Here is a 12,921-nt window from a genome sequence, read left to right on the forward strand (position 1 = left end):
TCCATCATCAAAGAGATGTAGAGATATTGTCCATTGGCTGTATTATAGAGAATAAACCTGTATTGCTACAAACAAAAAGGAAGGTGTAATGATAATGGATGTAGGGCGTAGGGAGTTGCCGCGCAAACTGACCATCACGATGTGGGATTTTTCCTGGTACACCATGACCTTACCGGGAGAACCCTATAGCGACCTTGAGGCGAGATTTAAGGAAGCAGTGGAGAGGGGCTACAATACGATCCGAATCTGTGCGATGCCCTTTTTATTGTTCACGGCGGAAGGCAAGCGGCCGGGTCCGTTACACTTCGGTAGCCTTGGAGAGATCGGGCAGCGGACACGCTGGTATAACTGCCGGGGCGGCGCCGAGCTGGATGGACATGCGCATTTACTGGAGTTGTTCAGACAGGCCAAGGCCCATGGCTGTTATATCATCCTGTCTTCTTGGGAATATCAGCAGAGCCCCAGCTTCCTGGCATTTCCCGGGTTGCGCGATGAACTGGCTGCCATAGCTCCGGAGGAGCGGTTTATGGCTATTGCGAGATCCATGGATCAGCTTATCCGGTATATAAAAGCGGAAGGATACGACAAGCAGATCGTCTACGCGGAGCTGCATAATGAGGTGGAGTTCGGGCAACTGACCGAGATTGGAACCGCTCGAGGCATTGCCCCGTCCAATGTACCAGCACTGGTGGAAGCCATGCAGCCTTATATTGAAGAGGCCGTAGGTTATCTTAGAAGTGTCCACCCGGATATTTTGATGACAGCAAGCTATACACTAAATGAAGCCTATCCCAAATCCTATGTAGCGGGAAATTTACAGGTTGCACATTTCCATCTCTATATCAAAGGGGTATTGAATGAATTAACCGAAGCGGCTGGAATTGATGATGAGCAGGCGCCTTTTCCCGGCTCATTTGTCCAATCGCTCCTGCGGGAGGATGCGCCTCCATTTGAAGAGTATACGCTACCGCGCGACCAAGAATGGAGAATGGAAGGTAATCCGGTAGGGTTAAGGCTGCTCTATCTGCATGACTGGGTGGAGCCGGATAAATGGGATCTTTTTTTATACGACAATTATAGTAAACATAAGCTGGCTATGCTGCAAAAGGCAGATATGCGCTTCGAGGAAGCTCACGAATGGGCGGCTCATTCTGGCTTGCCGGTCGTTATTGGGGAAGGATATGTTGGTTATACGCCGCTGTTAGCGGGATTCGAAGAGGGGCCTGTTGGGAAATTCATTGCAGAGTACGCGCTGCGTAAAGGAATGGCTCTTGGCTTCTGGGGAATGACTCTATGCTCTAACTGTGCGCCGCATCATCCTTTCTGGGACGATATCCCCTGGCAACAGAAATGGAATCGATATATTCTTTCATCGCAATAATTGTTATGTTGGAAAGAACCAAACTTTATGTTCTCCTCTTATCAGAAACGTTGTACATCAGAGTGAATACTTTACTATATCCGTACACCACGACTAAAGGAAGAAAATAAGAAAAGAAAGTCCAATAGATATTCCAGCCATTAAAATAAAGAACTCTACCCATTTCTTTAGCCAACCATTCGATCAGCGTTAATGTAAAAGAGGTTATTAAGATTGCTAGCCACGACTTCGTATTTTTTTCAAGAATCATGTATATCATGAGGCATCCAGCAATAGGGTATATACCTAAGTCGAAAGGGAGCCCCGCATATGATTGGTTACGGGTATTGGGAAGGATATTCCAGAAAAAATTGAAGCCCGCACTGTTTAAACAAGAAGAGGTGGCTACTCCCAGCGGATAATAAGCTAAGAGGATGTTGACGTTTCTACGTAGAATCCATCCACCGATTAAGATGGGGATAACCATACCAAAAATGACATTCCCCAGCATCGAATCACTCCCATAGGTTTTCACCTGAATAATTTCTTATTATTAACCAAATTTATAATTTCATAAGGGATGCATCCCACTTTTGTATTATCAGGCTAGCCAGAATCCCTTGGTTGGTCTTTTTGTCGATTGAATAACGTGGTACTAGATGATAATGTAAAATAAGGGCGAGGATTCCTCGTTGGGGGAATATACTAATTGAATCGAGGTTCTGAAAATGAGGGTGAAACGAATTGTCACCAATATTAATACACAAAACGTTCCAGCAGCAAAAAGCTTTTACCAGGATGTGCTTGAACTTGATTTATTGATGAATCATGGTTGGATTGAAACATACGGATTACTTGGAGAGGAGAACGTTCAAATAAGTATCGCCACACAAGGTGGCTCCAATACACCTACACCTGACCTTTCGATTGAAGTTGATGATGTCGATGTAGTGTACGAACGCATGAAAAGCGCGGGTTATACAATAGAATATGAACTTACGGATGAGCCTTGGGGAGTTCGTCGATTCTATGTCCGTGATCCATTTGGTAAGTTGATCAATATCCTTGCTCATAGACATTAAATCAGTTGTCAGGGAGTGTATACAAGCAGAGTTACTGTTCAAATTAAAGTACTTTCTTTAAAAATTATTGTATATTGGTTTGAAGTATTGGCATTCTTTGCTCGGATGTTATGATTAACTAATAGTCGCAAATTCAAGGTGTACAATGACAAAATTCATCACTATTAACGGGGGGAAACAAGAATGATGAATGTTTTGTTAGTGGATGATGAGCCATGGGTACTGGAAGGTCTGCGGACAATGGTAGATTGGAACAAATACGGTTTTCAAATTTGTGGAGAGGCTGAGAACGGGAACGCTGCTTGGTCCATTATTGAGAACCTTCGGCCAGACCTGGTGTTTACAGATATTCATATGCCTTCAGTGAGCGGACTCGAACTGATTGACCGCTCGATACAAAAACTAGCCAAACCGCCGCGATTTGTCATATTAAGCGGATACGATAGCTTTGATTATGCGAAAACAGCGCTGGAACAGCGTGTGGAGGATTATTTACTCAAACCCATTGATGAGGTTGAGATTGAAAACGTATTAGAACAGATGAGTCGTAAAATTCAGAACGAGCTTGTCGCAGAGAAATTGCATCAACACGAGCGTACTTTATATGTAAATTGCTTGTTCAACCGTCTGTTTCAGGGGGAGGATAGCAGCGAACTGCAAGCCGAAGTGGAAAGTATATTGCAAATGGAGGGTCATGAGAATATGGCCTGTCTTTTAATTGAAACGGATATTTGCAATGAAGACATAAAGTCACAGGTACAGCGTTTTGCTAACGCTCATCACTACGAATTTTTTATAGATGCTGAAGGAAGAATGGGTGTGTTTGCTGCTGTAATTGAAGATTCTCTGAGTTGGCTTGAGAGGCTAGGGAGAACCTTGTTTGAGATTTACTCCGGTCATGGATCAATTATTGTGGCATTTGGATATCACTCAGGTGGAGTAGTCGCTATGCGGTCAGCATTTGAAAAAGCGTTATCTGCTTTGAAATGGAAGCGTTATCAAAAAGGAAGCGGCATTATTCGCGATCAAGATTTGCCACGGCATAGTAACATGGCGGTTGTAAATCAAAAAGCGTTGAGTAACCTGTTTAAAACCATTTTAACGGGTGAAGAGAATGGGTTGGAGAGAGAGGTACACGAGTTGCTTGCGAGTCCAGATTCAGGGCTGTCTGTGTCGGATATAGAATATGTTCGGGTACAATTGCTTGCTCTTGAAATGGGAGTTCTCAAGCAAATGAAGGAGCTGGATGGGAATGTAGACAGGTTTGTGTTGCAGTTACAACATATGTTGGGCGATTTATCTGACATTGATTCCTTTCCTGCATTTAGGGAATATGCACTTATATTAAGTCTCAACGCTTTGAGAGCTCTGCAGGAGCAGCGGAAAGAAAAAGAATGCAGCACGATTTTTCGTGTAGTGCAATATGTTAACCATGAGTTTCGGGAGAAGCTGCAGCTCCAGGAGATTGCACAGAAATTTCATATGAATGCCAACTATCTGGGGCAAGCCTTCAGACAGCAGACTGGCAAGTCTTTTCGGGAATATCTGAATGATAAACGGATCGAGGAGGCGAAGAGACTGTTACGTCAGAGCTGTTGTAGCATAGCCGAAGTTGCGGTCCATTCAGGATACCCTAATGCCGACTATTTTGTAAGTCAGTTCAAGCGAATGACGGGGATGGCTCCCTCCGCGTATCGAAAACAACCATAGATTGGGACTCGACAAGTAATGAATGAAGGATGGCGATGGAAGACATGTTTAAGAAATTCCGATTTCGCGGCATCGTGAACGATATTCCTTTGAACTACAAGTTTATGCTGATCTATGTTATCGGTATTTTGCTTCCGATCATAGCAAGCAATTATTTGTTCATGGATCGTATGTCGGGGCTAATCAAGGAGCGGGAAGAGCAGAATCTGCAAATATCGCTGGAGCGGGCGAGAAAGGACATTCACACCATGATTGACGGGGGGATCGCTGTCAGTCACGCCTTAATCACGGACAAGCTGTTGTCCGAATCCATGGATCGTGTATACAAAGACCAATTGGATTTCTACAATACATTCGATGAACAGCTTCGCCATCGAGTGACTTCCTATATTCCCGTGAACAATCAAATCCAGCGGATCGGCATCTACACAGATAATCCAACGATTGTGTCTGGAGGGGATTATTATTATCTGGACAGCTCAATGAACGCCAGTGCCTGGTTCAGACAATGGGAAGCAGCAGGGGAATCACTAAGTGTACTCGCTTATCGCGATCAGGCAGCGAATGATCGCGCGGCGACCTCGTCGTATTTTAGCGTGATTGAAAAAATGGACTATTATAACGCAGACAACTCTTACGAGAAGTTAGTGCGCATTGATTTTTACCTTAATCGATTCTATGACGTTATTGCGAGAGAGAAAAGCTCGCTGGACCTGTATCTGGTCAACGCGAAGAATCAGATTATCGTGTCCACAGATGACAAGTATCAGGGTGAGGTAGATAGTGATTATGCGTTATTTGATACGAGCAAGGCGGCGGACAAGGACCTACATATCGTACCGATTGGCAAGGCCAGCTATGTGAAAGGTTGGAAGCTCATTGGCGTACCTCAGGAAACACGTGTCAAACAAGCGATGCTCTCCATGAAGCTTTATTTCGGTATGCTCGCTGGTATCATTACTTTGGTTACCTCCATCTTCATCTATGTCATGCTGCGCTCATACAATTATCGAGTGAAACGTCTGTCCAGACATATGCAAAAGGTGGGGAACGAGAAATTTGATCTGATCAACATTGATGGGGGACAGGATGAGATAGGTCATCTGATTCGTAATTTCAATATGATGACCGCTCAGATCCATTCCTTGATCAATAATGTGTACAAGCTTGAAATTCAGCAGCGGAGCCAGGAGGCTGAGCGCATTCGCGCTGAACTGAATTTGCTGCAAAGCCAGATGAATCCCCATTTTTTATTCAATACGCTCAATGCGCTGCTGGTGGTCAGCACCAAAAACAATTATGCGGATGTCAAGGATATTATCAAGGACCTATCCAAGCTGCTTCGCCGTCTGTTGAATTGGAAGGACGATGTGGTCACCCTGGAAGAGGAAATGAGTTTTACGGTCATGTATCTGGGGATCGAGAAGTTCCGTTTTCGAGACAAGTTTGAATATTACATTGATATTAGCGAAGAGGCGAGGCAGTATAGAATTCCAAAAATGAGTATCCAGCAGTTGGCCGAGAATGCTTGCAAACATGGAATTCAGGCTATTGAGGGGTTAGGGTATGTGAAGATTAAAGCGGAAGTTGTGAGCGAACGCCTGCGCGTCGTTGTATCCGATAATGGTAAGGGCATGGATAAGGAACGGCTGCAAGAGGTTCTGTATCATATGCGGAGCAAGGAGGAGAGCGGAGGGAGTAACATTGGCATACGTAACGTATATCGCCGTCTTGAATTGTATTATGACGATAAAGTGGATTTTAACTTGGTGAGCAGAATAGGAGAAGGGACAGAGGTCTCCTTCGAAATTCCATTGCAACTGTTAGATCATCAGGGTGAAGAAGGAGGTAAGGACAATGGCATTTAGAGCGCTGCTGATTGATGACGAGCCATGGGCGCTAGAGGGCTTGCAGCTGTGGATTCCATGGGAAAGTCTTGGCTTTGAGGTATGCGCTATGTGTGGCAACGGTGCGGAAGGGTTGGAACGAATGGAAGAGTTACAGCCGGATCTTGTCATGGTTGATATTCAAATGCCAATTATGAATGGGCTAGAGATGATTGAAGAATGGCGACGTAGAGGAAACTGGTCGACCAAGTTCATTATTCTTACGGGGTACAGCGATTTCGAGTTTGCGCGAAAAGCGCTTAAATTCAAAGTTTCCGGTTATCTGTTAAAACCATTGGATGAGGAACAGGCGGAGTCCGAGATTCGCATGATGGGCATGGAACTGATGAAGGAGCAAGAGCAGCTTTATATTGGGCAGATTGCATTGAGAGAGCAGGAAATGTTGACGATGAAGCAGGCTTTATTAGGCAAAGTGCTGTCTGCTGAGGGTACTCAATTGATGCAGTCCCTTTCCCAGTCAGCTGAATCCTGGATTGTATGCCTGGTTCAGGTATCGGAGAAAGAGTTTGGCCGGTGGAGCAGTCTTGCTTCAGAGATTCTGAACGGACGGGATGTCCTCTATATCATTCGTATGCGAAATGATCTTGTATCCATTGTGTTTGGCGATGTTTCCCCCGGACCTCAGAGAACGAGCGGAAATTTTAGAAAACAATTAGAAACACTGGCTCGCCGTCTGGCGGGCTTTCGTACATATATGGCGATTGGCTCAACCGAATCCTCTCTTCATCACATCAGCAACTCCCGCATAACAGCAGAGAAGGCGTTGCTGCACGCTTTTTATGAAGCGGAAGAGAACAGCATAATGGATTATGCCGATATCCAGAACCACGATTTTCAAAGGCATAACCAACAGGTTGAACTGATCGAGCGAGTACTGGGAGCACTTCAGCTCATTGATTACGCCAACTACCAGTCCGCTGTGGAGTTTATTGAGCAATCCTTTCGACAGATGCGGGTCCACCCGGATGAAGCCCGAAAATTTGTGATTTACCTTCTTCATGAAATTCGTGCTTACATGAGGGCGCAAATGGCAGAAGATTCAGAGAATTACCGTATGTTCGAAATTCCGGAACTGGATGAAGCACTGTTAACCCTTGATGATTTGATCGGCATGCTGCATTCGTGTGGAAGAGTCTGCTTTGAGTTTTTGCTTAAAGAGAGCGTCTTCGAAGCGCAAGGTATTGTACAGGAAATCAACGATTATATTCATACGCATTACCAGGAGGGATTGACTATTAAGTTACTATCGGAACGTTTCTTCCTGCATCCGGCCTACTTGGGACAACTGTTGATACGCAAAAATGGGATCGGCTTCAATGAACTGCTTCATAACCTGAGGGTTGAGGAGGCATGTCGGTTGCTACAGATGAATCAGTACAAAAATAGCGAGATCTCGGAAAAGGTTGGATACGCCAATTACCATCATTTTTTAAAGCAATTTGAGAAACGTATGGGCATGTCTCCTAACGAATACAAGAAAACCTGAGCTTTTCTCGGAAAGAGCTATAATTCGAATATAGTTTCCATAGAGATGTAAATTTATAATTAAATTATTCAAATGAAAGGGCTTTCATATAGTGAGATCAAACTTTGGAGGTGCTTTATGGGGGACAGTAAAAAATCATTCTTCCGTATGGGGGCAACACTGTTATTGTCGTTGAGTGTTGTGCTAGCAGGTTGCTCAGGCGGCAATTCAGGCAGTGGAGAAGAGAGTAGTAAAGGTAGTGAGGTGGGGGCTGACAATCCGTTAGAAATCTCGGTATTCCTGAACGAGGCCGGACAACAGCCAACCGCTGACAACAAAATCTACAAAAAAATCAAGGATGAGCTTGGCGTTACATTCAAATTTGAATTTTTGGCTGGCGACAAAAACCAAAAGCTTGGCGTTATGATTGCCGGAGGAGATTATCCGGATCTGATCTCTGCGGACACCAAACTGACAGCAGCCGGTTCGGTCATTCCGTTGGAAGACCTGATCGAGGAGCATGCGCCTAATCTGAAGAAGCATTATGAGAAGTACTGGAACCAGATGAAGGACCCTAACGATGGACATATCTATTACTTGCCCAACTATGGTGCATACAACGGTGAGGTGTCGGACACCTACTACAGCGGACCTGCCTTCTGGATTCAGAAAGCCGTGTTGAAAGAGTTTGGTTATCCTACGCCAAAAACATTGGACGAGTACTTTGACTTGATCGCCAAATACAAGGAGAAGTATCCCACGATCGACGGCAAGCCGACCATTGGCTTTGAAGTATTGAACTATGACTGGAAAAACTGGGGGTTGTTGAACCCGCCACAGCATTTGATTGGTCATCCGAATGACGGGGGAGTCGTTGTAAACGACGGCAAAGCAGAGATCTTTGCAGACAAAGATTATGCCAAAACCTACTATGAGAAACTTAATGAAATTAACGGCCAAGGCTTGCTCGACAAGGAGGCCTTTGCACAAAACTACGACCAATATATGGCCAAATTGTCCAGTGGGGCAGTACTCGGCATGTTCGACCAACACTGGAATTTTCTCAGCGCGGAAGATTCGCTCATAACTCAGGACAAAATTGAACGCACGTACGTCGGCTTCCCGCTGGTATACGACAGCAGCACGAAGGACTACTATCGCGACCGCGCGGCGCTCAACCTGAACAATGGTTACGGCATTACTGTAAGTGCCAAGGACCCTGTGAAAATTATTAAAGCGCTCGACAAGCTTATGGAAGAAGATTGGCAAAAGACACTCACTTGGGGCATTCAGGATGAAGACTATTACGTGAATGACGAAGGCCGTTTCATGAAAACCCAAGAGCAGCGCGACAATGCCGCAGATGCGGCCTGGAAACTGGCCAATAAAGCAGATGCTTTCTATGGAACCGCACCGAAGATGGAAGGTTACTTTAGCGATGGCAACGCTACTTCAGCAAGCAATCAGCCGGAAGAATATCAAGCCAGCTTGAGACCGTTTGATAAGGAAGTTTTGGACGCCTACGGTTTCAACAGCTATGTGGATTTCTTCAGTGCTCCACCAGAGAATCCGGTTACTTACCCGGCTTGGTCCGTCGATCTGGTTGAGGGATCTCCAGCCAAAATTGCCAATACGAAGCTGAACGAATTATCAACCAAATATTTACCGAAAGCGATTTTGGCTAACACATCCGAATTCAGCAGTGTATGGAGCGAATACGTTTCCGAAATTCAAAAGCTGGATATCAAGGCTTTCGAAGGCCGTATCAATGAAGTATTGCAGTGGAGAATCGATAACTGGTCAGTGAAATAAGAAAATGCTGTCAGGAAGGAGGGCTACCTTCCTTCCTGATTTTTTTAAAGAACATATCGCTGGACGTTATTCCTTTCAATATAAAGATGGATAGGAGCCTGATATTATGGAGGAAATTGTAGTGGGTACCAAGCCGCTCCGACCGAAGAAAAAACCGAAAATTAGGCGGATTACTTGGCAAAATATCAAAGCACAGAGACAGCTCATATGGATGTCTGTTCCTCTGCTTGCGTACATTATTATCTTTGCTTATGTGCCTGTCTGGGGCTGGACGATGGCTTTTCAGGATTACAAACCGGCCAGAAGTTTCTCGCAGCAAACGTGGGTAGGGTTCAAGCATTTTCAATTTTTGTTCACGGATGACAATTTCTTGCGCGTGCTTCGTAATACGCTTGCCATGAGTATCATCAACATGATTTTGGGTTTCGTTACCGCTATTGTTTTGGCATTGTTACTCAATGAAATCAAGAAGATCATGTGGAAGCGGACGGTACAAACCATCTCTTATCTTCCTCACTTCTTATCATGGATTATCGTTACCGGCATCGTAGCGACATCGCTTGCTTCTGACGGCATTGTCAACGATATCCTCATGAAACTGCACTTAATCAACGAGCCGATCTTGTGGCTGACGGAAGGGAAGTATTTCTGGGGCGTTGTTGCAAGTTCTCATATTTGGAAAGAAGTCGGATGGAGCACCATTATTTATTTGGCGGCCATGGCCTCTATTGACCCGGCACAGTATGAAGCAGCCGATATTGATGGAGCCAATCGATATCAAAAAATGTGGAATGTCACCTTGCCAGGAATCAAGCCTACCATTGTCATCCTGCTGATTATGTCGATTGGACATATTCTGGAAGCCGGCTTTGAGGTTCAGTATTTGCTGGGCAACGGACTCGTTGTGGACTGGTCGGAAACGATTGATATCTTTGTGCTCAAATACGGGATTGCACAGGGCAACTATTCGCTCGCAACTGCAGGCGGAATATTCAAGACCGTGGTCAGCATTACGATGTTACTTGTAGCGAATTGGACCGCCAAGCGGCTTGGGGAAGAGAGGCTGTTATAATGACGAAAAAAACACCATTGTCTGGTTTAGGAAATACAGCGGCGCTTTCCGTACGCCGCCCAGGTGGCAGAGGCATGGAACCGTTTCTGTTCAACACCTTTAACACCATCTTCATGGTTCTGCTGGTGATTGTGACGTTGTATCCATTTTTGAACACAATTGTGGTTTCGTTTAATGCAGGGAATGACACCATTCGAGGAGGCTTATATTTGTGGCCCCGCGATTTCACCATGCAGAATTACAAAGCAGTATTTGCATCAGGCACAATTTATAACGCATTTTTGATTTCCGTTGCACGTACAGTACTATCCACCGTTTTAAACATTTTCTTGACCACCATGCTGGCTTATACGCTGAGTCGGCGCGATTATATTTTCCGCAAGCTGATTACGACCATTTTTGTACTCACCATGTATTTCAACGCAGGGCTTATTCCGGGATACTTCCTGATGAAGGACCTGCACTTAATCAATTCATTCTGGGTATATGTTTTACCATCGCTGATTAGTGCGTTTAACCTGATCGTCATTCGTACTTATATATACACGATCCCTGAAAGCTTGATTGAATCTGCCAAAATTGACGGAGCAGGAGATTTCAGAATTTTCTGGAGAATTATTTTTCCACTGTGCAAGCCTGTGCTGGCGACCATTGCGCTCTTTGTCGCAGTCGGCGCGTGGAATTCCTGGTTCGATGCTTTTCTGTACACGTCATCACGTCAGGAGCTCAGCACACTGCAATACGAACTGATGAAGCTGTTGTCTTCCAGTATGAATGCCAACAGTAATCCTTCCGTTGCCAACGGCGTGGGGGTGGAGCATTCAACACAGGTAACTCCAATTTCCATTCGTGCTGCAGTTACAATTGTCGCTTCTGTTCCGATCTTGCTGGTGTATCCGTTTATGCAAAAATACTTTGTCGTTGGACTAAATGTAGGGAGTGTGAAGGAATAGATGAAGCAGCTTCAAGCTAATACGATCTGTTATTCCAACCCGATCCTTCCTGGATTCTATCCGGACCCCAGCATTGTGAAGGCTGAAGAATTTTTTTACCTCATTTGCAGTTCATTTGAGTATTTTCCCGGAGTGCCGATCTTTCGGAGCCGGGATCTCATTCACTGGGAGCAAATCGGCAATGTGTTGGATCGGGTCAGCCAGCTTGATTTGACCGGACGGAAAAGCTCAGACGGCATTTATGCTCCGGCACTGCGTTACCATGAAGGTACATTTTACATGATTACGACAGATGTGAGAGGCATCGGCAATTTCTACGTGACGGCAACCGACCCTGCTGGCCCCTGGTCTGATCCAATTCGTATTCCATACGGTGGAATTGACCCATCGCTGTTTTTTGACGACGATGGCAAAGTGTACGTGACCGCACAACAAGGTGCCGATTACGATTCTCATGCCATCCAGTATGAGATCGACATCGCTACAGGTGAGGCTCTCTCTGAACCACAAGTTGTCTGGCACGGAGATGGAGGGCCATGGACCGAAGGGCCACATCTGTACAAAATCAATGGATTGTATTACATGATGTCTGCTTCTGGTGGGACGGCCAAGGATCATCGTGAGATCATCGGCCGAAGCGATCGACCTTATGGTCCGTTTGAACGCTATCCTGAGCCGATCCTGACCCATCGCCATCTGGACCATCCGATCCAGTATTTGGGTCATGCCGATCTGGTGGAGGATCACCACGGAGACTGGTGGGCCGTTTTCCTTGGCGTGCGTTTGACAGAGGAAGGATATAGTGTGCTTGGACGTGAAACCCTCCTCGCCCCGGTCGTTTGGAACGAGGGGTGGCCCCACATTGACAACAATGAAGGAATAGTGAGTCTGGACATGAAGGTCCAGCGATTGCCAATGACATTACCTTCTTTGCCCGGGAGCCATACTGCCATCGTTGTCGGCCGGGACGAATTCGACGGAGAACTCGGGTCGCAATGGATGTTTGTGCGCAACCCTACAGAAGGAGCATGCTCGCTTACAGAAAAACCAGGTTACCTGACGTTGTATGGGCAGGATGGAAGTCTTGAAGACGTGGGTCAGATCACGTTTGTTGGCCGCAGGCAGCAGCATATTCATGCCAGCTTTACGACCTGCCTGACTTTCATGCCAGTTGCCGATGGAGAAGAAGCGGGATTATGTGTTCGCCGGGATGAGGATGCACACTATGAGATTGGCATAAGACGGTTGAACGGACGAAACATACTCTTTGCTCGCTTGACGGTGCGCGGAGAGTCGAACATGGTTCACGAGAGCGAGACTGTAACGGAGCGGCTGTCGCTCCGAATCGAATCGACAGAGAAGGAATATAGGCTGACTTGTTCCGAGGACGGACAGAACTGGACAGCATTGGGTTCAGGCTCGGCACGTGCCATATCACCGGAGGACTTTGTGCACAAAATGTGCTTTACCGGAGCGGTGGTCGGACTATACGCTACCGGCAATGGTAAGGCAAGCAGCACACCTGCCCATTTTGATTGGTTCGAGTACTCGGTCTGATTC

The 12,921-nt window shown here is 45.8% G+C and carries 10 protein-coding genes; 9 read left to right on the forward strand and 1 reads right to left on the reverse strand.

Annotated features, from left to right (window positions below):
- Positions 1 to 94: 94 nt before the first annotated feature.
- Complete coding sequence (locus tag A6049_RS05370; RefSeq protein ID WP_063563650.1) at positions 95 to 1,381, forward strand: cellulase-like family protein; 1,287 nt, start codon at positions 95 to 97, stop codon at positions 1,379 to 1,381.
- Positions 1,382 to 1,406: 25 nt separating this feature from the next.
- Here the strand turns inward: A6049_RS05370 and A6049_RS05375 are convergent, their stop codons facing one another.
- The gene (locus A6049_RS05375; protein ID WP_063563651.1) at positions 1,407 to 1,871 is read right to left on the reverse strand and encodes a CBO0543 family protein; all 465 of its coding nucleotides are present in this window, start codon (positions 1,869 to 1,871) and stop codon (positions 1,407 to 1,409) included.
- A 217-nt stretch (positions 1,872 to 2,088) separates the two neighbouring features.
- Between A6049_RS05375 and A6049_RS05380 the strand changes: the two genes are divergently transcribed.
- The 8 genes from A6049_RS05380 (at position 2,089) to A6049_RS05415 (ending at position 12,918) form a co-directional block, all read left to right on the forward strand.
- Positions 2,089 to 2,442: a VOC family protein gene (locus A6049_RS05380; RefSeq protein WP_063563652.1), complete on the forward strand. Its 354-nt coding sequence runs from the start codon at positions 2,089 to 2,091 to the stop codon at positions 2,440 to 2,442.
- Between the two features lie 183 nt (positions 2,443 to 2,625).
- Positions 2,626 to 4,152 (forward strand): response regulator transcription factor, encoded by a 1,527-nt coding sequence (locus A6049_RS05385; protein WP_063563653.1) that lies wholly within the window; start codon positions 2,626 to 2,628, stop codon positions 4,150 to 4,152.
- A 44-nt stretch (positions 4,153 to 4,196) separates the two neighbouring features.
- Positions 4,197 to 6,020, forward strand: a complete 1,824-nt coding sequence (locus A6049_RS05390; protein ID WP_063563958.1) for a sensor histidine kinase — start codon at positions 4,197 to 4,199, stop codon at positions 6,018 to 6,020.
- Complete coding sequence (locus tag A6049_RS05395) at positions 6,010 to 7,545, forward strand: response regulator transcription factor (RefSeq protein ID WP_063563654.1); 1,536 nt, start codon at positions 6,010 to 6,012, stop codon at positions 7,543 to 7,545. The genes A6049_RS05390 and A6049_RS05395 overlap by 11 nt, the downstream gene beginning before the upstream one ends.
- 117 nt (positions 7,546 to 7,662) lie before the next feature.
- Entirely contained in the window at positions 7,663 to 9,336 is a 1,674-nt protein-coding gene (locus A6049_RS05400; RefSeq protein WP_063563655.1) for a type 2 periplasmic-binding domain-containing protein, read from the forward strand.
- Between the two features lie 106 nt (positions 9,337 to 9,442).
- Complete coding sequence (locus A6049_RS05405) at positions 9,443 to 10,408, forward strand: ABC transporter permease (RefSeq protein WP_063563656.1); 966 nt, start codon at positions 9,443 to 9,445, stop codon at positions 10,406 to 10,408.
- Positions 10,408 to 11,361, forward strand: coding sequence for a carbohydrate ABC transporter permease (locus A6049_RS05410; protein WP_063563657.1), 954 nt, complete (start codon positions 10,408 to 10,410; stop codon positions 11,359 to 11,361). The genes A6049_RS05405 and A6049_RS05410 overlap by 1 nt, the downstream gene beginning before the upstream one ends.
- Positions 11,362 to 12,918 carry a glycoside hydrolase family 43 protein gene (locus tag A6049_RS05415; RefSeq protein ID WP_063563658.1) on the forward strand — a complete coding sequence of 519 codons (1,557 nt, stop codon included), beginning with the start codon at positions 11,362 to 11,364 and terminating at the stop codon, positions 12,916 to 12,918.
- Positions 12,919 to 12,921 lie beyond the last annotated feature (3 nt).

Origin of the sequence: Paenibacillus sp. O199 (genome assembly GCF_001636635.1) — a bacterium.
Classification (GTDB): domain Bacteria; phylum Bacillota; class Bacilli; order Paenibacillales; family Paenibacillaceae; genus Paenibacillus; species Paenibacillus marchantiae.